We start from the raw sequence: 20,252 nt of genomic DNA on the forward strand, positions 1-20,252 counted from the left end.
TAGTACGCTTTCTCCTCTTGTCGTCGCCCGGCTTGACCGGGCGACCCAGTATTCCAGAGGCGTCGGTTGGATACGGAGAAGCTGCGGCGTAGTGGATGCCCCGGTCAAGCCGGGGCATGACGGCGGAGAAGGTGGCGGAATGCTCGGTTCGCTGCGAGCCGTGATCTGATCTCTCTAAGCCCATTCACCACGCCCGAAATTCCTGGTCCCGCCGGCCACCGAATTCCGCTATTGAAGGGCGCGGCAATCGTTCTGCCCTCCTGCGAGCATTCCGCGCAATCGATCCGTCTCGCGGGAAGCGTGGTCTCTCGATGCAGCTCTATCTCCCGATCGCCGATCTTCCGGTCAATGTCTTCCTCGTGCTAGCGATGGGCGCGGCGGTCGGCTTCGTCTCCGGCATGTTCGGGATCGGCGGCGGCTTCCTGATGACGCCGCTTTTGATCTTCATCGGCATCACGCCGGCGGTCGCGGTCGCCTCCGTCGCGAGCCACATCGCCGCCTCGTCCTTTTCCGGCGCGCTCGCCTATTGGCGGCGACGCGCGATCGACCCGGCGCTGGCAAGCGTGCTGTTATGCGGCGGCGTGACCGGGACGGCGCTGGGCGTGTGGACCTTCACGCAGCTGCGTGCGCTCGGCCAGCTCGATCTGATGATCGCACTGTCCTACGTCGTGCTGCTCACCACCGTCGGCAGCCTGATGTTCTCCGAAGGCCTGCGCGCCCTAATGCGGACCCGGCGCGGCGCGGTGCCGCCACGACGCACCCACAACTGGATCCATGGCCTGCCGCTGAAGATGCGGTTCAAGCGTTCCAAGATATACCTCTCGGTCATTCCGGTCGTGATCATCGGCGTCCTGATCGGCTTCATCGGCGCCATCATGGGCATCGGCGGCGGCTTCATCCTGGTGCCGATCATGATCTATCTGCTGCGGGTGCCGACCTCGACGGTGATCGGCACCTCGATGGTCCTGACGCTGGTCACGATGCTGTTTGCGACCCTGCTGCATGCGGTGACCAATCACCTCGTCGACGCGGTGCTGGCGCTGATCCTGATGGTCGGCGGTGTCACCGGCGCGCAGTTCGGCGCACGCGCCGGTCAGAAGATCCGCGGCGAGCAGCTGCGGCTGCTGCTCGGCCTCTTGATCCTCTCGGTCGGCGTTCGCTTCGCCATCGAGCTGGTGATCCGGCCCGAAGACCTCTTCACCATCCGCGAGCTGGGGGTGAACGGATGATGCGCACAGCTCTCGCGGTCCTGCTCGTTCTGCTGCTCGGCTCCGTCGCACGCGCCGAGCGGCTGATCGTGTCGGTCTCCAACCATCGCGTCACGGTGACGCCGAATTATTCCGGCGAGGAGCTGGTGCTGTTCGGCTCGGTCGAGAAGGACGCCTCCACGCCCGCCGATCGCAAGAGCTACGATCTCGTCGTCACCGTGATGGGCCCGCGCGCCGAGATGGTGACGCGGCGCAAGGAGCGCACCTTCGGGATCTGGATCAACACCGACTACCGCCAGTTCCTGGAGGTGCCGAGCTATCTCGCGCTATTTGCCAACCGCTCCTTCGATGTCATCACCTCGCCCGAGATCGCGCGGCGCCAGCAGATCGGGCTTAACAACGTGCTGCTGACCCAGCGTGTCAGCGGCGACTATGCCGATGTGGTGCCGAACGACGTGTTCCGCTCCGCCTTCATCCGCCTGCGCACCCAGCGCGGTCTCTACCGCGAGGATCCGAGCGCGGTGACGTTCCTGACACCGACCCTGTTCCGCACCGGCATTCCACTGCCGGCGGAGGTGCCGATCGGCACCTATGAGGTGGAGATCAAGCTGTTTGCCGACGGCGCGTTCATCGGCAAGACCGAGACCGCGTTCGAGATCGTCAAGGTCGGCTTCGAGCAGTTCGTCGCGACCACGGCGCGGCAGAACGGCCTGATCTACGGGCTGGTTACGGCGGCGATGGCGCTGATGACGGGATGGATGGCCTCGATCGTGTTTCGGAAGGATTGAGGAGACTACGCTCTCTCCTCTCGTCGTCGCCCGGCTCGACCGGGCGACCCAGTATTCCAGAGGCCTGCGTTAGGCGACTCGCTCTCACAATTACCGCCGCGGCGTACTGGATGCCCGGTCAAGCCGGGGCATGACAGTCGGGGCTACGGCGCCTGCACCACCGTCGGCACGCCGGGCTCGAGCAATCGCAGCCGCGTCCCGAAGCCGAGCACGTCGAAGGTCTTGCGCAGATCCTCGCTGTTCTGGCGGAAATGCGCCCAACCCTCCGTATGAACCGGCACGATCATCGCATCGGGGAAGGCGCGCGCGGTCTCGATGGTGTCGTTGGTGTCCATGGTCAGATGGAACGGCCCGCGCGTTTGCGCGGCGCCGGCGAAAGGCATCACCACGCCGCATTTGAAACGGCGCGCGACCTCGGCGACGCCGTCGAACCAGGTGGTGTCGCCGCTGATGTAGACCGATGTGGTGTCGGTCCGGCTCGACGACACCACGAAGCCGATGACGTCGCCTGACAGCGGCTCGATGCCGGCCGGCCCGTGACGCGCCGGGGTCGCAGTAATCGTCAGCGAGTTGCCGTCACGATCTTTCAGATGCGCCGTGCCCCACGGCGCCAAACCTTCGACATGCCCGCCGAGGCGCAGCGCGCCGGCCTCGGTGGTCAGCACGCGCTTCACATGTTTGAGAAAGTCGCGGCCGGAATTGTCGAGATTGTCCGAATGCTGGTCGTGGCTGAGCAGCACGGCATCGATCGGGCCGATCGCATCGGCCTTGAGCGCAGGGCCGATCGTCTTCTCCAGCTTCACATGCGGCAGCTGATAGGCGGTGTGCGCGTCATCGAAGGTCGGATCGGTGAGCAAACGGAAGCCATCGATCTCGATCAGCGCAGTGGGACCGCCGATCAGGGTGATGGAAATGGGCATGATGGACTCCTCTTACGAGACGGATTTGGCGGGCCGCGTCACCAGGTAGATGCCGAGTGCGACCGGAATGATTCCGAGCAGATCGCGCGCCTCCACATGCTCGCCGAGCACGAGATACGCAAACAGCATGCCGAGCGGCGGCATCAGGAAATGATAGGCACTGGCAGCCGTCGCGCCACACACTTTCAAGAGATGAAACCAGAGCCAGTACGCCAGGATCGAGCCGCCGAGCACGAGGAAGGCGAAGGCGCCGATCAGGCCCGGCGTGAAGTCGATGGCATGAACGTCGGCGAAGGTGAGCGCCACCGGCGTCAGCACGATGCCGGCGGCAAGATTCTGCACGCCATTGCCGACCCACAGCGAGCCCTTCGGCGCGAGCAGCTTGAACAAAATGGTGCCGGCAACGAGAGAGGCGAGCGAGGCCAGCGTGAACACGATGCCGTGCAGCGAGTCGGTGCCGACCGACAGGCGGTGCCAGACGATCAAGGTCACGCCGGTGATGCCGAGCAGGAGGCCGCTCGCCTTGCGCCAGGTCATGCCTTCGCCGAGCAGCAGCGCGGCGAGGCCCGCCGTGAACACCGGATTGGCCGACACGATCAGGCCGCCGAGGCCGGCGGAGACCGATTGCAGCCCGGTGTAGCCGAGGCCGAGATAGAGCGCGTTGTTGGCGACGCCGAGCACGGCAAAGATCGCGGCATCGCGCCAGGACAGCGACCAGTCGTCGCCGCGGACCAGCGTGGTACCGAGGATCAAGATGCCGGCGAGCGAGAAGCGCGCGGCGAGCAGGATCAGCGGCGGGCAATGGGTCACGCCGATCTTGCCGGCGACGAAGGCGTAGCTCCAGAGCAGGCAGAACAGGCCGATGGCCAGCGGCAGCGTGTTGAAGCGGCTGCGCGGAACGGCAAGCGAAGGGGCGAGCGACATGAGGGGCATTCTCCTGAGCCCTCGATCTAGGGAGCCGGCTTGTCATTTGGAAATTAAATGATTAACTTCCAGCCAGTGGATTTTCGAATGGAGGCAGCCATGCTCGATCTGGAGCTCCTGCGCAGCTTCGTGTCGGTGGTCGATGCCGGCGGCTTCACCCGCGCCGGCGAGCGCGTCCATCGGACGCAATCGACCGTCAGCCAGCAGATCAAGCGGCTGGAGGAGGATGTCGGCCAGGTTCTGCTGCATCGTGACGGGAAGGACGTGCGTCCAACCGAAGCCGGCGAACGATTGCTGTCCTATGCGCGGCGGCTGTTGTCGCTTGCGGAAGAGGCGCGCGACGTGCTGCGCCAGCCTGACGGCGAAGGCGCGATCCGGCTCGGCATCCCCGAGGATTTCGCGGCGTATCGGCTGGCGAAGCTGCTTGGCGCCTTCTCGCGCTCGCATCCGGGCCTACGGCTCGATGTGCGCGCCGACCAGAGCAAGAATCTCGCCCGCGACCTCGATCGCGGCGAGCTCGATCTCGCGCTGTTCAAGCGCTCGGCCGGTGAGAAAGGCGCGATTGCGGTGTGGCCGGAGCAGGTGCATTGGGTGACCAGCAAGAGCCATCCGATCCACGCCGATGTCGCCTCCGTGCCGCTGATCGGCTTTCCGCTCGGCTGCCTCTACCGCGCCGGCGCCATCCATGCACTGGAAAGCGCGGGCCGCATTTGGCACATGTCCTATACGTCATCGAGCCTCGCCGGCATCCAGGCCGCGGTCGCGGCCGGCATGGGCTTGAGCATCCTGTCGGAGATGGCGATCCAGTCCGACCACCGCGTGCTGAGCGCGAAGGACGGCTTTGCGCCGATCAACCGAACCGAAGTGGCGCTGATGGCCGCGCCGGGCGCAAGTCCCGCGACGTTGCGGCTGGCAGATCGGCTGGCGGAGTTCTGCGACGACGTGCAGGCGAATGCGGCTTAGCTGCACCGTGACGCGGCGATCGCGTGGACGCGGCGGTCGCCGAGCAGGTGCGCGACAAAGCCGTTCATTGGAAAGATCTTTGCAAACGCCACATCGCGGATGCTGAGGCCGCCGGCATAGGCGCCGAAGGCGGGCATCACGGCACGCTCGCCGTCACAGGCGAAACAGCGGCGCTCCATCGAGCGGCCGCGCGCGGAGACACGCGCCTTGGGATGCAGATGGCCGGCGATCTCGCCGCTCGCGCCCGTCGGCTCGTGGCGGAAGGTGATCGGACCGATCGCAACTTCGTCGGCGACGGTGCCGCCGAGATCACGCGGCAGCGCCGGATCGTGATTGCCTGAGATCCAGATCCAGTCGCGGCCAGCCTGCAAGGCGGCGACCGCGTCGCGATCCTCCGCCGACAGCCGTCCATGCGCCGTGCGATCGTGAAAACTGTCGCCGAGCGCGATGACGATTCGGGGATCATGGCGGGAGATGACAGCAGCGAGACGACTGAGCGTCGCGATGGTGTCGTAAGGCGGCAACAGCACGCCGCGCATGGCGAAGCTGGAACCTTTTTCCAGATGCAGGTCGGAGACGACGAGCAGGCGCTGCTCTTCCCAGAATAGCGCGCCGGAGAGATCGGCCGCGAAGGTCACGCTGCTGATGCTGACATTCGAAACGCGCATGTCCTCGATATCCCCTGAAACCAGCGCGCCTGCCCCCACGTCAAAACCTGCTGTTATCCCATCGCCTCTTTGACGAGCTCGTCGGCGGCCTCCGTCAGGAGCTCGTCTCCAGCTTCGCCATAGACTGACTCGCGGCCGATTTCCAGCATCACGGGGACGGCGAGCGGGGAGACGTGGTCGAGTTCCCGATGCGTGATGCGGCCCCGGATGCGGGTGAGCATGTCGCTGAGGCGGCGCAGATCGAGCAGGCCAGTGGCGGCATCGGCGCGGGCGGCGCGCAACAGCACGTGATCGGCCTGGTGCTTGCGCAGGACGTCGTAAACGAGATCGGTCGAGAACAGCACCTGACGGCGGCTCTTCTCCTCACCGGTGTGCCGCCGCGCAATCAGGCCGGAGATGATCGCGCAATTGCGGAACGTGCGCTTCATCAGCGCGGATTCGGCAAGCCACGCTTCGAGGTCGTCGCCGAGCATGTCGGGATCGAACAGCGCGTCGAGGTCGATCCTGCCGTCCCGGATCATGGAGGACATGTCGCCGAGCGCCCAGACCGCGATCGCATATTCGTTGGCGACGAAACCGAGCGGCCGGGCGCGGGCGCGCTCCAGCCGGCGCGTCAAGAGCATGCCGAGCGTCTGATGCGCGAGACGGCCTTCGAAGGGATAGCAGACGATGTAATGCTTGTTGGCGCGGGGAAAACTCTCGACCAGCAGCTCGCGCACCGCCGGCACGCGCGAGACGTCCTTTTGCAGCGACAGCCAGTCGCGCACCTGCTCCGGCAAGGCGCCCCACGCGCGCCCGTCATCGAGCAGGCGGCGAACCCGTTCGGCAAGATAGGTCGAGAGCGGAAACTTGCCGCCCATATAGGACGGCACTTTCGGGTCCTTGTCGTTGGCGCGCGAGACATAGACCTGGTCTTCGACCAGGGTTTCGTAGCGCACCACCTCGCCTGAGAACACGAAGGTGTCGCCCGGGCTGAGACCCTCGATGAAGGCTTCCTCGATCTCGCCGAGCAGCCTGCCGCCGCGCGCGATCACGCCGGTCGACCCGCCTGCTTTTCCTTGACCTCCGCCGCGCGAGCGCACCAGCCGCACCTTGAGCATGTCGTCCTCGACGATGGTGCCGACATTCATCCGGTAGCTCTGCCGCACCCTGGGATTGGCGACGCGCCAGCGTCCCTCCTTGTCCTGCTTGATACGCGCGAAACGCTCATAGGTCTTCAGCGCGTAGCCGCCGGAGGCGACGAAATCGACCACGTCGTCGAAGTCCTGCCGCGTGAGATCGGCGTAGGGCGCGGCGGTGCGCACCTCACCGTAAAGCTCGTCGGAGAAAAACGGCTCGCCGCAGGCGCAGCCGAGCACGTGCTGGGCCAGCACATCGAGCGCACCCAGGCGCAGCGGCGGCGTGTCCTGCGCATTCTCCGCGATGGCGTCGATCGCGACGCGGCACTCCAGCACCTCGAATCGGTTCGCGGGCACCAGCACCGCGCGCGAGGCTTCGTCGAGCCGGTGGTTGGCGCGGCCGATGCGCTGCATCAGGCGCGAGGAGCCCTTGGGCGCGCCGATATTGACGACGAGATCGACGTCGCCCCAGTCGACGCCGAGATCGAGCGAGGAGGTACAGACCACGCCGCGCAATCTGCCCGCTGACATGGCGTCCTCGACCTTGCGGCGCTGGGCGACGTTGAGCGAGCCGTGATGCAGCGCGATGGCAAGATTGTCGTCGTTCATGCTCCAGAGGTTCTGGAACAGCATCTCGGCCTGGCTGCGGGTATTGACGAAGACCAGCGTGGTCTTGTTCGCCTTGATCAGCTCGTAGATCTCGGGAAGCGCATGGCGCGCGCTGTGGCCGGCCCAGGGCAGGCGTTCGCGCGTGTCCATCATCTCGACCAGCGGCGGTGCGGCGCCGCCGGCAAGGACGATGTCGGCCGCCGCTTCCTTGCCGCCGGGCTGCGGCACCAGGAAGCGCGCCAGCGATTCAGGCTCGGCCACGGTCGCCGACAGGCCGATGGCGCGCATCTGCGGCGCCAATCGCCACAGCCGCGCGAGCCCAAGGGAGAGCAGATCACCGCGCTTGGACGTCACCAGCGCATGCAGCTCGTCGAGCACGATGCGCTTCAAGGAGGAAAACAGAAACGGCGCATCATCGGAGGACAGCAGCAGCGCAAGCTGCTCCGGCGTCGTCAGCAAAATGTCCGGCGGATAGCGCCGCTGCCGCTGCCGCCGCGACGTTGGGGTGTCGCCGGTGCGGGTCTCGATTTTGATCGGCAGCGCCATCTCGGCGACGGGACGCTCGAGGTTGCGCGCGATATCGACCGCGAGCGCCTTGAGCGGCGAGATGTAGAGCGTGTGCAGGCCGCCGGTGCGTTGCAGACTGCGGCCGGTGGAGATCACCGATTTCGCCGAAGCTTTGGGCGCGGAGCTCAGCTCCAGCAGCGTCGGCAGGAATCCCGCCAGCGTCTTGCCGGCGCCGGTGGGCGCGATCAGCAATGCGGATCGGTCCTCGCGCGCCTTTTCCAGCAGCGCCAATTGATGCGCGCGCGGCGACCAGCCGCGGGCCGCGAACCACGCCTTGAAGCGGTCGGGCAACAGCGCGGCAGGCTCGGCCGGGATTTTGCGGATGCGGGGCGGCACGGCATCACAGGTAAGCCGTGGGGACGGGTTCGTCGAGGGGGTGGGCAGGACGCGCCGACAGGCGTCATGGCCGGGCTTGTCCCGGGCATGACGAGCGTGAAGCTACCGCCCATTCAACGCTCCACGCATTCGCGGAGAGCCCCTACTCCGACATCGGCTTGTCGGAGATGTCCCAGTCCTTGCCGGTGAAGGTGGAGATGAAGAGCGTCTTCATCGGCGTGTAATCGTCAGGCGTGTAGTCGTAGGTGACGCCGTCGAGGAAATAAGGCGAGTGGAAGCCTTTGAGGTTGGAAGCCTGCTTCAGCACGTTGGCGCGGGTGAGCTCGTCGCCGCAGCGGCGCAGGATCTCGCCCATGGTGACGGCCTGGCCGTAGCCGGCGAAGGCGATGGTGTTGTCTTGATCGATCGCCGGCGTGTACTTCTTGCGCAGCTCCTCGAACGCCATGACGTCGGGGTCCTTCTCCCATTTGGGCAGGCCGACTTCCTTGTTGTAGCGGATGGCGACGATGCCGGCGGCGTTCTCGAGGCCCGCGGCATTGAGGATGGAGCGGCCGGTCGAGCCGGCCGACAGCAGCTGCAGCGGCTTCCAGCCGAGCTCGGCCACCTTCCGGATCGACTGCGACGAGGCCTTGCCGGTGGAGATGTTGTAGAAGACGTCCGCACCCGACTTCGAGAGGTTGATGAGCTGGGAATCGACCGTCGGATCGGTCAGATCGTAGGTCTGCTCCATGATCACCTTGGCGGTACCGCCGGCGTCTTCCAGAACCTTCTTGAAGGGGCCGAGGAAATCGCGGCCGAAATCGTCGTTCTGGTAGAGGATGCCGACCTTCGCGTTCGGCTTCACGCTGACGACGTGCCGGGCCAGGATGCGCGCCTCGGTCGGATAGAGCGGCAGGCCCGCCATCGTCCATTTGAACTCTTTCGGATTATTCCACTTCGACGCGCCGGTGTTGAGCAGCAGCTGCGGCACGCCCTTCGAGTTGAGGTATTTGTGCACGGCGGTCTGCGGCGCGGTGCCGAGCGAGCCGTAGAGCGCGAGCACCTCCTCCTGCTCGACCAGGCGCCGCGTCGCCTCGACGCATTTCGGCGCGCTGTAGGCATCATCCATGGTGAGGAATTTGACCTTACGTCCGTTGATGCCGCCCTTTTCGTTCAGCATCTGGAAATAGGCCTCGCCGACGCGACCGAGCACGCCGTAGAGCGAGCCGGGGCCGGAATGCGGCACGGTCTGCCCGATCTTGATCTCGGTGTCGCTGGCGCCGGAATCGTATTTCTTCTCCGCGGCCCAGACTGAGGGCGCGGGCAAGGTGGAGGCCGCGATGGTCGCGAGCGCGGCGGCGCTGAAATCGCGCCGCGATGGATTCCTGGTCATTGTTTGTTTCTCCCTGGTGCGCGCATTGTGCTGGCATCGCCGCACGGCTCGCAAGTGGGAAGTCGCGGCTTTGCGACGCAATGACGCTTAAAGCGCCGCTTATAGCGCCTAAACTCAAGTTTTCTCGGCGACCACGACGAGGCCGCCCACCGGTTCGTTGTTCTCGGTGCGTGGCGAGGCCTGCTCCAATGTGAGGAGCTTGAGGCCGGCCTTCGCCATCGCATCGCGCACATATTCCGCCGAATGGGCATAGCGCAGGCCTTCGCCGAGAACGATGCCGCTGCCGTCATGGGTCTCCAGCGTGAACGCAAGCACGCCGCCGGGCGCGAGCACGCGCCTGGCTTCGCCGAGCACCGGTGCGAGATCGGGGAGATAGACGAACGCATCGGCAGCGACGACGAGGTTTGCGCTCGCCTCGCTCCTGCTGCGCAGGCCTTCGATCATGTCGGCGACTTCGAGCTCGGCATAGAGGCCGGTGGCTCGCGCCTCCTTGACCATGCCGGGCGACAGATCGATGCCGATGAACTGGTCGACCTGTTTGGCGAAGGCGGCGGCCGCGAGCCCCGTACCGCAGCCGAGATCGATGGCGCGCTTGAACAGGGCGGGCTTCTTCGCGGCGACGCGGGCAGCCACCACCGCCTTGAAGATCAGCGACGGCGCGCGATAGCCGAGATCGTTGATCAGCACGTGCTCGAAGCGCGGGGCGTATTGATCGAACAAGGCCTGCACATAGGCCTTGGGCATCTCGGACAATTGCGCATCGCCGAGGCGTATCAGATGCAGATGAGCGCCATGCTGATCGCTCGGGTCGGACTCGCGCGATTTGCGAAAGGCCGCAATGGCCTTGTCGCGCTCGCCGAGTTGCGCGCGGATTTCGCCGAGCGTGAACCAGGCCGAGGTGAAATTCGGCGCAATCTCGATGGTCTGCTCCAGCAGGTCGGCGGCGGCCGCCAGATCGCCCTTGAGCTGGAGGTCGCGCGCGAACTCGAAGCGGCGGTCGGCCATGAGATCGCCGGAGGTCAGGAACAAGCGCAGGGGCATTGTGGGAACCAGGGAACGAAGCGGTGATGACTCGAAGATGCGGGGTCGCGACCTATATAACAGGCATGCGTCCGCAAGACATCCTGCTGCCAGTTGCCGCCGGCCTATGCTGTAAGCCGGGCGGCTTCCATATCGACCCCGTCCGGCCGGTCGAGCGGGCCGTGATCACCCACGGCCATTCCGACCATGCCCGCGCCGGCCACGGCGCGGTGCTGGCGACGCAGGAAACGCTGGACATGATGCGGCTGCGCTATGGCGAGAATTTTGCCGGCTCCACCCAAGCAATCCACTATGGCGAGGAGATCCGGCTCGGCGACGTCAGCGCGAAGTTTCACCCGGCCGGCCATGTGCTCGGTTCGGCGCAGGTCGCGGTCACCTGCAAGGACACCTGCATCGTCGCCTCCGGCGACTACAAGGATGCGCCCGACCCGACCTGCACGCCGTTCGAGCTCGTACGCTGCGACGTCTTCATCACCGAGGCAACGTTCGGCCTGCCGGTGTTTCGCCATGGCGATGCGGCCGACGAGGTCAAGAAGCTGCTGGCGTCGGTGGCGCTATTTCCGGAGCGCGCGCATCTCGTCGGCGCCTATTCGCTTGGCAAGGCGCAGCGCGTGATCGCTCTGCTGCGCCAAGCGGGTTACGACGCGCCGATCTATCTGCATGGCGCGATGGAGAAGATCACGCATTACTATCAGAGCCGCGGAATCGAGCTCGGCGAGTTGCGGCCGGCGAAGGGCGTCAAGAAGGCGGCGCTCGCCGGCACCATCACGCTGGCGCCGCCCTCTGCAACATCCGATCTCTGGACCCGCCGGTTTCCCGATCCCGTCACGGCATTCGCCTCTGGCTGGATGCGGGTGCGCGCCCGCGCGCGGCAACGCGGCATCGAGCTGCCGCTGGTGATCTCGGATCACGCCGATTGGGACGGCCTCACCGCCACGATCGCCGCGACCGGTGCCGGCGAGATCTGGGTTACCCATGGCCAGGAAGACGCGCTGGTGCATTGGTGCCAAAGCAAGGGTTTGCGGTCGCGGCCGCTCGATCTCGTCGGCTATGGCGACGAGGAGGAGACCGAGACGCCGCTCGCTGACGAGGCCGAAGCATGAACCGCTTCGCCGAACTTCTCGACCGCCTCGCCTACGAACCCGGCCGCAACAACAAGCTGCGGCTGATCACGAGTTATTTTCGCGAGGTCGCCGATCCCGATCGCGGCTACGCGCTGGCCGCGCTGACCGGTGCGCTGAGTTTCAAGCACGCAAAACCTTCTCTGCTGCGCGATCTTATCGCCCAGCGAACTGACCCGGTCTTGTTCGGCCTATCCTGGGACTATGTAGGCGATCTCTCCGAGACAATCGCGCTGATGTGGCCGAAGGCCGTGGGTGTCCACAACAACCCACCTCCCCCAACCCTCACCGAGGTCGTCACCACCCTGCGCACCCTCGGCAAGACCGAGCTGCCGAAGCAGCTCGAGCGCTGGCTCGACGAATTGGATGAGACCGGCCGCTGGGCGCTGTTGAAGCTCGTCACCGGCGCGTTGCGCATCGGCATCTCCGCGCGCCTGGCAAAGACCGCGGCCGCCGCGCTCGGCGACAAGGACCCGCATGAGGTCGAGCTGATCTGGCCCGGTCTCGCGCCGCCTTATCTCGACCTGTTCGCCTGGCTGGAAGGCCGCGGCGACAAGCCAGTCAATCGCGATCCCGCGCCGTTCCGTCCTGTCATGCTGGCGCATGCGATCGAGGACACCGATTTCGCTGCACTCAATCCCGCCGACTACATCGCCGAATGGAAATGGGACGGCATCCGCGTGCAGGCGGTGGCCGGCCGCGACGAGCACGGCCACATCACCGCTCGGCTCTATTCGCGCACCGGCGAGGACATCACCGGGAGCTTTCCGGACCTCGTGCCGTCGCTGCGGCTGCCCGGCGCCATCGACGGCGAGCTTCTGATCCTGCGCGAAGGGCGCGTGCAAAGTTTCAATGTTCTGCAGCAGCGGCTCAACCGCAAGGTCGTGTCTCCGAAGCTGATCAAGGAATTTCCGATTCATCTGCGCGCCTACGATCTGCTCGGCGACGACGAGAACGATTTGCGCGAGCTGCCTTTCGCGGAGCGGCGCGAACGGCTGGAGACCTTCATCGGCAAGCTCGACGATCCCCGCATCAATCTGTCGCCCACCGTCGCCTTCGCAAGCTGGGAGGCGCTGACCGCAGCACGCGCCGATCCCGCCAGCGCTGGTGCGGGCGAGGACGCGGACGCCGTCGAAGGCGTGATGCTGAAGCGGCGCGACGCACCCTATCTGCCGGGGCGGCCGAAGGGACAATGGTGGAAATGGAAGCGCGATCCGCACATCATCGACGCCGTGCTGATGTATGCGCAGCGCGGCCACGGCAAGCGCTCGTCCTACTATTCCGACTACACCTTCGGCGTTTGGACCGCAGGGCCGGGCAGTGACGAACTGGTGCCGGTCGGAAAAGCCTATTTCGGCTTCACGGACGAGGAACTGCTCCAGATCGACCGCTTCGTGCGTCGCAATACCACCGAAAAATTCGGCCCCGTCCGCCACGTCGTGCACGAGCCAGACAAGGGGCTGGTGCTGGAGGTCGCCTTCGAGGGGCTGCAGCGCTCACCACGGCACAAATCCGGCGTCGCGATGCGCTTTCCCCGCATCAGCCGGCTGCGCTGGGACAAGCCGCCGCGGGAGGCCGACCGGCTGGAAACGCTGGAAAAGATGCTGAAAGCGGAGGCGGCCGAGGTTGAGGCTTAAGAAGCCCCGGGCGTGTGCTTGCCCGAATTAAAATCCCGTAAGCCGATTGACGCCCCCTCACAGGTTCCCCATGTCCCCGCCTTGCCCTATGATAGGTCGAATCCCCTGAGGAGTTTGAGATGGCCCACGACGTCAGAGATTTGCCGGCCGGCCGCAGTGACGGCCTGCACCGCTTTCTCGGCGGCTCGCCGCTGGCGGTCGCGTTTCGCCTGGTGCTGCTCTCGATCCTCGTCGGCGTCGTGCTGGCGGCGATCGGCTTCGACCCCTGGAATATCATCTTAAGCATTCGTCTTCTGTTCCAGCGTTTGTGGGATCTCGGCTTCGATACCGTGAACTGGCTGTGGCGCTACTTCCTGCTCGGCGCTGTCATCGTGATTCCGATCTGGCTGCTGATGCGCGTTTTCGGCGCGCCACGCAGGTAAAGGATTTGGAGCTGGCGGCCGATGCAATTGCGCTTTGTCGGCTGCGGCGACGCCTTCGGATCCGGCGGCAGGCTCAATACCTGCTTCCACGTCTCGGGGCGCGAAGCCAACTTCCTGATCGATTGCGGCGCGTCGGCTTTGCCGGCACTGAAGCGGCTGGAGATCGACCGCAATGAGATCGATCTCATCCTGATCACGCATTTCCACGGCGACCATTTTGCCGGGCTGCCGTTTGTCCTGCTCGACGCACAATTCTCGCGGCGGACGCGGCCGCTCACGATCGCCGGCCCCAAAGGCATCGAGACGCGGCTGCGTGAGGTGATGGAGGCTCTGTTCGAGCACTCCTCGAAGACGAAACAGCGCTTCGAGCTGTCCGTCGTCGAGCTCGCGCCCGAGCAGAGCCAAAGCTTCGGCGCGGTGACGGTGACGCCCTATCCCGTCGTGCACGGCGAATCCGGTGGACCGTTCCTCGCTTATCGCGTCGAAGCCGAGGGTCGCACGCTGGCCTACAGCGCCGATACCGAATGGACGGAGACGCTCATTCCGCTGGCGCATGGCGCCGACCTTTTCATCGCCGAAGCCTATATGTACGAGAAGGTGGTCAAGAATCACCTCAGCCTGACGACCTTGGAACAGCACCTTCCCGAAATCGGCGCAAAACGCCTCGTGCTCACCCATATGAGCGAAGACGTGCTGTCGCGCCTCGACGACATCGCCCATCTCGCCGCCGAAGACGGCATGGTGCTCGTGTTCTGACATGCACGCACCCGTTCACTTGAAGATCGGTTCCCGTCAGGTCTTCGCCATCGCAGGCCCGGCGATGGTCGCCAACCTCACCACGCCACTGATCGGCGTGGTCTCGACCACCGCGATCGGACGGCTGGACGACGCCGCGCTGCTCGGCGGCGTCGCCATCGCGTCCGTCATCTTCGATTGCCTGTTCTGGCTGTTCGGTTTCCTGCGCATGAGCACGCTCGCCTTCACGGCGCAGGCGCTCGGCGCCGGCGAGACGCGCGAGCTGACCGCGATCCTGGTGCGCGGCTTCATCGTCGCCGGCTTGATCGGCGTAGCACTGATCGCGCTGCAACTGCCGCTGGCCACCGTGCTGTTCGACCTGATGGGCGGCAGCGAAGGCGTCACGCGCGCGGCGAAAACCTACTTCGTGATCCGGATCTGGTCGGCGCCGCTGGCGCTCGTCAATTATGTTATCCTGGGCTGGCTGGTCGGCCAGGGTCGCGCCAACCCGGCGCTCGCGCTCCAAATCGTCATCAATCTCGTCAACGCGGCGGCGACGATCCTGCTGGTGCTGGTCTACGACACCGGCATCGCAGGTGCTGCGATCGCAGCGCTGCTGTCTGAAGCGGCCGGATTCGGCCTCGGCATGATCGTCTGCCGCCGCTATGCGGACGGTGGGTTCGCGGTGCCGTACGCAGAGCTGTTCGACCGGGCCAAGCTGATGCGGCTGCTGGCCGTGAATTCCGACATCCTGATCCGTACCGCGGCGCTGATCGCCGTGTTCTTGTTCTTCACCGCCAAGGGCGCGCGGGCCGGCGACGTCACGCTGGCCGCGAATTCCGTGCTCAACAATTTTCTGCTGGTCAGCGCCTTCTTTCTCGATGGTCTAGCGAACGCAGCCCAGCAGCTTTGCGGCCGTACGCTCGGCGCACGCGACGCCAGGGGATTTGCTGATTCGACCCGGCTGGTGCTGCTATGGGGGCTCGGCTTCGCGCTGGTCGTGTCCGCGCTATTCGCGGTATTCGGGCCGAACTTAATCGATTTCATGACGGCGAGCGAAAGCGTCCGTCGCGGCGCGCGGGAATTCCTGCCGTTCGTCGTGCTCGCGCCGATTCCCGGCGTGTTCGCCTTCGGCTTCGACGGCATCTATATCGGCGCGACCTGGGCGCGTGAGATGCGCAATCTGATGCTGGCCTCGCTCGCGATCTTCCTCGCCACATGGTGGGCGCTGCAATCGTTCGGCAATGCCGGGCTGTGGAGCGCGCTGATCGCCTCCTACGTCTCGCGCGGCGGCTTGCAGGCCGCGCGCTATCCGGCGCTGTACAGGAAGACGTTTTCGAGGTCGTAGCTCTCGTGTCCCGGACACGCTGCAGGGTGAAACGCTGCTGCGCGGAGCCGGGACCCAGAATGCCGCGAGCGTGGGCCCCGGTTCAGCAGTGCATCACTAACGTGCTGCGCTGCGCTCGGGGCACGAGACCGCCTACATCCCCGGCCAGTCTTCCGCCGTCAGCGTGGCGGCGTCGGAGCCGACGATCTCGGAGAGAGAATCCCGCCCCGTCCGCAATAGGGTCGAGGCGAGGTCACGCTTGATCTCGTCGACGATGCCGAGGCCCTTGTAGACCAGCGACGAATAGAGCTGGATCAGGCTCGCGCCGGCGCGGATCTTCGTCAGCGCGGCGCCGCCCGAGTCCACCCCCCCGACACCGATCAGGGGGAATGCGCCCTCGACGCGCACATAGGTCTCCGCGACCATCCGCGTCGACAGCCGGAACAGCGGCCGGCCGGACAGGCCGCCCTGCTCCTTGGCGCGCATCTCCTCGCGCAGCGTACTCGGCCGCGCGATCGTGGTGTTCGATACGATCATGCCATCGACCCGGCGCGAGCGCGCAACCTGCACGACGTCGTCGAGCTGGGCGAGGCTCAAATCCGGCGCGATCTTGAGCAGCACCGGCGTGTCGCCGGCGCTCTCGCGCACCCGCTGGCGCGCGTCGATCACCCTGGCGAGGAGATCGTCGAGCAGCGCGCCTTCCTGCAGATTGCGCAGGCCCGGCGTGTTCGGCGAGGAGACGTTGACGGTGAAATAGCTCGCGACCGGCGCAAAGGTCTCGATCAGCTTGACGTAATCGTTGACCCGATCGGGCGAATCCTTGTTGGCGCCGACATTGACGCCGACGATGCCGCCGTGCTGCGCGCGCGCCGCAAGCCGGCGCAGGGCTGTCTCCGCACCGTCATTGTTGAAGCCCATGCGGTTGATCACGGCCTCGTCGCGCTCCAGACGAAATAGCCGCGGTCGCGGATTGCCGCTTTGCGGCTTCGGCGTCACCGAGCCGATCTCGACGAAGCCGAAGCCGAGCCGCAGCAGCGCATCCGGCACTTCGGCGCTCTTGTCGAAGCCTGCGGCCATGCCGATCGGATTGGGGAAGTTGAGCCCGAACGCACGCACCGCAAGCTTGGGATCGTCAGCGTGCGGCTTGCCCGGCGGCAGGAAGCGCAGGCCCTGGATCGCGAGGCGATGCGCATCCTCCGGATCGAGCCAACGCAACACCGGCAGCGAGAGAGCGTCGAAAGCGCGGATCACGGGGCAAGCTCCGGAACATCGTGGCCGCCGTCGGAGCGCGTGTTGAGGTTCATCACAGCCATCACCGCGCCGAGATCGAGCTCGCCATAGAGATGCGGAAACAGCTCCTCATTGCGCGAGCGCTCCCAGCGCAACGCGCTGCCGAGCGCATCGCCGTCGACCTCGACCAGGAACAGCGCGCGCTGCCCGACATAATGCTTCTGCAGGGTCTCGGGAACCTGGGCGGCGGTCGAGAAATGGATGAATCCATCGCGCGAATCGTCCGCGCTGCCGCGATAAACGCCCTGCCGTTCCGCCTCGCGCCAGGCCGAGGCCGGACAGATTTTGTAGATCTTGACCACCGCTTACGCAGCCCTGTTTGCCCGGGGAGACAGCTCTTTGAGTCTCCTGGGGATTTTCGTCTCTCGTGGGTCGTTAAATCCCGGGCGGGACCGTAAAGGCCACCCCTGCCGAACTCAAGACTTAGACGCCGCCTCTTGCACCGAAAACGGAAAACCGATTGATTTGAGGATAGTTTTCCTGAGTTGCGACGGGCTGGACCTTCCATGGTCAGGCAGGCCAAAGCGCAGAGGATGCTCACCCACGACCAGATCTGGGGCGCGCTGGATCGGCTGGCGGCGCGTGCCGGCCTGTCGCCGTCCGGCCTCGCCAAGCGCGCCGGGCTCGATCCCACCACCTTCAACAAGTCTAAGCGCGTTACCTCCGACGGCCGCGAGCGCTGGCCCTCGACCGAATCGATCGCGAAAGCGCTAGCGGCGGCAGATTCGTCGATCGACATTTTTGCCAGGCTGGTCGGCGACGAGACAGGCGGCGGCCGTTCGGTGCCGCTGCTCGGCTTCGCGCTGGCGGGCGCGAGCGGCGCCTTCGACGAGTCCGGCTTTCCCGTCGGCAAGGGCTGGACCGAATTTGCCCTTCCCGCCTTCGAGGGCAACCATAGCTTCGCGCTGCAGATGTCCGGCGAAGCGCTTGCGCCCGCCTATCGCGACGGCGACATCATCCTGGTCGCGCCCGGCGCGCCGATCCACAAAGGCGATCGCGTGGTGGTGAAGACCAACGCGGGCGAGCTGACGGTGGCGACGCTGAAGCGCCGCACCGCAAAGGCTCTGGATTTGCAGCCGCTCGATGCGACGCAGGCCGAACGCAGGATGGCGGCGAGCGAGGTGGTGTGGATCGCGCGGATCGTGTGGGCAAGCCAGTGAGGCCTCGGTGTCGTCCTGGCGAAAGCCAGGACCCATTACCCCGGGAGAAGTTGTGGCACCAATTGGCCACTCCGAGTCTCCGTAACCACATCCGGCGGTGGCTATGGGTCCTGGCTTTCGCCAGGACGAATCGGGGAGATAGGTCGCGCCTACAACTCAGTTCCGTAGCTCTCACGCACTCCGCGCCAGCGCGCCGTCGATCATGTTGACCGCGTTCTGCACGCCATACACCGCGACAAAGGAGCCGAAGCGCGGGCCCTTTTCCTGGCCGAGCAGCACCTGGTAGAGCATGTTGAACCAGTCGAGCGTCACGCCCGGACGGCCGTCCTTGCCCTTCTTGACCTGGTCGAGGAACGGCTCGCGGCGGCCGATCTCGTAGACGACGTTCTGGATGTCCTCGGCCGAGGCGTCCTGCGGAAGCTGCGATAATGCATCCCGCAAATCCTGCAGCGCCGCGCGCTCGGTCTCGGTCGGTTCGCGGAACGTCTTCGTCGGCGCGACGAAGTCGCGATAATAGTTGATGGCATAGCCGACCATCGCGTCGAGCTTGGGATGCGTCTGCGGGCTCACACCGGGTCGGTAGCGACCAATGAAACCCCACAGTGTCTCGGCATTCTCCGCATTCGACGACGACACCAGCGTCAGCAGGAGCTGGAACGTGACGGGCATGTCGAACTTCGGCGGATGGCCATTGTGGACATGCCAGACCGGATTGCCGAGCTGCTGCCTGGCGTCCTGCTTCGCAAAGCCGTCGATGAACTGCTGGTAGTCGTCGACATTGCGCGGGATGACGTCGAAATACAGCCGCTTGGCCGCCTTCGGCTCGCGATACATGAACAGCGACAGCGATTCCGGCGAGGCGTAGCGCAGCCATTCGTCGATGGTCAGCCCATTGCCCTTCGACTTCGAGATCTTCTGGCCCTTGTCATCGAGGAAGAGCTCGTAGTTGAAGCCCTCCGGCGGCGTGGCGCCGAGCGCCTTGGCGATCGCGCCGGAGAGTTTGACCGAGTCGATCAGGTCCTTGCCGGCCATCTCGTAATCGACGCCGAGCGCGACCCAGCGCATCGCCCAATCGGCCTTCCATTGGCACTTGACGTTGCCGCCGGTGACCGGCGTCTCGACTTCCTGGTTGGTATCGGGATCGAGGTAGGTCACCGTGCCGGCCGCAACGTCGCGGCGGATCATCGGCACCTGCAGCACGACACCCGTGGTCTTGCTGATGGGGAGGAACGGCGAATAGGTCGCGCGGCGGTCGGGACCGAGCGTCGGCAGGATGATCGCCATCACCTTGTCGTAGGCCGCGAGCATTTTGAGCAGCGTCGCGTCGAAACGGCCGGACGTGTAGTAGTCGGTCGAGCTTGCGAATTCGTAGTCGAAGCCGAAATGATCGAGGAAGGCGCGCAGCCGCGCATTGTTGTGGTGCCCGAACGACGGGTATTCGTTGGAGAACGGATCCGGCACCCGCGTCAGCGGCTTGCCGAGATGCGCGGCCAGCATCTCCTTGTTGGGGACGTTGTCGGGCACTTTCCGAAACCCGTCCATGTCGTCGGAGAACGCGAGCAGGCGGGTCTTGATCTTGTTCTCGGTCAGCACATGAAAAGCGTGCCGCACCATCGAGGTGCGCGCGACCTCGCCGAAGGTGCCGATATGCGGCAGGCCTGATGGCCCGTAGCCGGTCTCGAACAGCACCTCGTCCTTCGGGCTTTTCTTCAGCCGCGCGACAATGGCCTTCGCCTGCTCGAACGGCCAGGCGTTGGATTGTTCGGCGAGCGCACGCAGATCGCTCGGATTCGCGGCAAGATCGATAACAGACATCTAAGGGGCCTCCGGGCCGCGGAAAATAGCGATTTCCGGGCAGAATGCAATTTTGTGAGACCCTCATCCTGAGAGCTTGTGACGCTTTTGCTCGTTCGGAGCGCCTCCGCAGCGCATAAATGATAACTCATTGACGAACTCAGAGCCGCCATTTACCGCGATAAACAGCCCCACTCCGGCGGCAGCTAGAGGTCGGTGCCGTGCTTGGATTAACGAGCGCTCCATAGGAGC

The 20,252-nt window shown here is 65.3% G+C and carries 18 protein-coding genes; 9 read left to right on the plus strand and 9 right to left on the minus strand.

Features of this window, described 5'->3' with window-relative positions:
* The first annotated feature begins 311 nt into the window (after window positions 1-311).
* A complete protein-coding gene (locus AC0L3B_RS19170) occupies window positions 312-1,229 on the plus strand; it encodes a sulfite exporter TauE/SafE family protein (RefSeq protein ID WP_018460022.1) in 918 nt (305 codons plus the stop codon).
* A complete protein-coding gene (locus AC0L3B_RS19175) occupies window positions 1,226-1,996 on the plus strand; it encodes a TIGR02186 family protein (RefSeq protein ID WP_018460023.1) in 771 nt (256 codons plus the stop codon). Before AC0L3B_RS19170 ends, AC0L3B_RS19175 begins: the two co-directional genes overlap by 4 nt.
* A gap of 143 nt (window positions 1,997-2,139) precedes the next feature.
* Here the strand turns inward: AC0L3B_RS19175 and AC0L3B_RS19180 are convergent, their stop codons facing one another.
* A complete protein-coding gene (locus AC0L3B_RS19180) occupies window positions 2,140-2,916 on the minus strand; it encodes an MBL fold metallo-hydrolase (protein ID WP_377791519.1) in 777 nt (258 codons plus the stop codon).
* 12 nt (window positions 2,917-2,928) lie between these two features.
* Complete coding sequence (locus tag AC0L3B_RS19185; RefSeq protein WP_473380896.1) at window positions 2,929-3,840, minus strand: DMT family transporter; 912 nt, start codon at window positions 3,838-3,840, stop codon at window positions 2,929-2,931.
* A 99-nt stretch (window positions 3,841-3,939) separates the two neighbouring features.
* On the opposite strand from AC0L3B_RS19185, the gene AC0L3B_RS19190 reads away from it, so the two are divergent.
* The gene (locus AC0L3B_RS19190; RefSeq protein WP_473380897.1) at window positions 3,940-4,803 is read left to right on the plus strand and encodes a LysR family transcriptional regulator; all 864 of its coding nucleotides are present in this window, start codon (window positions 3,940-3,942) and stop codon (window positions 4,801-4,803) included.
* Here the strand turns inward: AC0L3B_RS19190 and pdeM are convergent.
* From pdeM to AC0L3B_RS19210, 4 genes are all read right to left on the minus strand, one after another.
* Entirely contained in the window at window positions 4,800-5,471 is a 672-nt protein-coding gene (gene pdeM, locus AC0L3B_RS19195) for a ligase-associated DNA damage response endonuclease PdeM (protein WP_018460027.1), read from the minus strand. The two genes, AC0L3B_RS19190 and pdeM, sit on opposite strands and share 4 nt — an antisense overlap.
* 53 nt (window positions 5,472-5,524) lie before the next feature.
* Window positions 5,525-8,101, minus strand: a complete 2,577-nt coding sequence (locus AC0L3B_RS19200) for a ligase-associated DNA damage response DEXH box helicase (protein ID WP_473380898.1) — start codon at window positions 8,099-8,101, stop codon at window positions 5,525-5,527.
* 142 nt (window positions 8,102-8,243) lie between these two features.
* Window positions 8,244-9,473, minus strand: coding sequence for an ABC transporter substrate-binding protein (locus AC0L3B_RS19205; protein WP_473380899.1), 1,230 nt, complete (start codon window positions 9,471-9,473; stop codon window positions 8,244-8,246).
* Between the two features lie 114 nt (window positions 9,474-9,587).
* Entirely contained in the window at window positions 9,588-10,514 is a 927-nt protein-coding gene (locus tag AC0L3B_RS19210) for a methyltransferase domain-containing protein (protein WP_018460030.1), read from the minus strand.
* Window positions 10,515-10,579: 65 nt separating this feature from the next.
* Between AC0L3B_RS19210 and AC0L3B_RS19215 the strand changes: the two genes are divergently transcribed.
* From AC0L3B_RS19215 to AC0L3B_RS19235, 5 genes are all read left to right on the plus strand, one after another.
* The gene (locus tag AC0L3B_RS19215; RefSeq protein ID WP_018460031.1) at window positions 10,580-11,617 is read left to right on the plus strand and encodes a ligase-associated DNA damage response exonuclease; all 1,038 of its coding nucleotides are present in this window, start codon (window positions 10,580-10,582) and stop codon (window positions 11,615-11,617) included.
* Window positions 11,614-13,272: an ATP-dependent DNA ligase gene (locus AC0L3B_RS19220; RefSeq protein WP_473380900.1), complete on the plus strand. Its 1,659-nt coding sequence runs from the start codon at window positions 11,614-11,616 to the stop codon at window positions 13,270-13,272. Before AC0L3B_RS19215 ends, AC0L3B_RS19220 begins: the two co-directional genes overlap by 4 nt.
* Window positions 13,273-13,391: 119 nt before the next feature.
* Entirely contained in the window at window positions 13,392-13,694 is a 303-nt protein-coding gene (locus AC0L3B_RS19225; protein WP_018460033.1) for a DUF6460 domain-containing protein, read from the plus strand.
* 21 nt (window positions 13,695-13,715) lie between these two features.
* Window positions 13,716-14,450: an MBL fold metallo-hydrolase gene (locus AC0L3B_RS19230; RefSeq protein ID WP_018460034.1), complete on the plus strand. Its 735-nt coding sequence runs from the start codon at window positions 13,716-13,718 to the stop codon at window positions 14,448-14,450.
* 1 nt (window position 14,451) lies between these two features.
* Window positions 14,452-15,777, plus strand: coding sequence for an MATE family efflux transporter (locus AC0L3B_RS19235; RefSeq protein ID WP_473380901.1), 1,326 nt, complete (start codon window positions 14,452-14,454; stop codon window positions 15,775-15,777).
* Between the two features lie 132 nt (window positions 15,778-15,909).
* On the opposite strand, the gene AC0L3B_RS19240 is transcribed toward AC0L3B_RS19235, so the two are convergent.
* Window positions 15,910-17,007, minus strand: coding sequence for a quinone-dependent dihydroorotate dehydrogenase (locus tag AC0L3B_RS19240; protein WP_018460036.1), 1,098 nt, complete (start codon window positions 17,005-17,007; stop codon window positions 15,910-15,912).
* The gene (locus AC0L3B_RS19245; RefSeq protein ID WP_018460037.1) at window positions 17,004-17,348 is read right to left on the minus strand and encodes a DUF952 domain-containing protein; all 345 of its coding nucleotides are present in this window, start codon (window positions 17,346-17,348) and stop codon (window positions 17,004-17,006) included. The genes AC0L3B_RS19240 and AC0L3B_RS19245 overlap by 4 nt, the downstream gene beginning before the upstream one ends.
* A gap of 204 nt (window positions 17,349-17,552) precedes the next feature.
* Here AC0L3B_RS19245 and AC0L3B_RS19250 point away from each other — a divergent pair, with 204 nt between their 5' ends.
* Window positions 17,553-18,206, plus strand: a complete 654-nt coding sequence (locus AC0L3B_RS19250) for a S24 family peptidase (RefSeq protein WP_377828462.1) — start codon at window positions 17,553-17,555, stop codon at window positions 18,204-18,206.
* A 171-nt stretch (window positions 18,207-18,377) separates the two neighbouring features.
* Here the strand turns inward: AC0L3B_RS19250 and AC0L3B_RS19255 are convergent, their stop codons facing one another.
* A complete protein-coding gene (locus tag AC0L3B_RS19255) occupies window positions 18,378-20,021 on the minus strand; it encodes a lysine--tRNA ligase (protein WP_473380902.1) in 1,644 nt (547 codons plus the stop codon).
* Between the last annotated feature and the right edge of the window lie 231 nt (window positions 20,022-20,252).

This window comes from Bradyrhizobium sp. Kon56 (assembly GCF_055807635.1).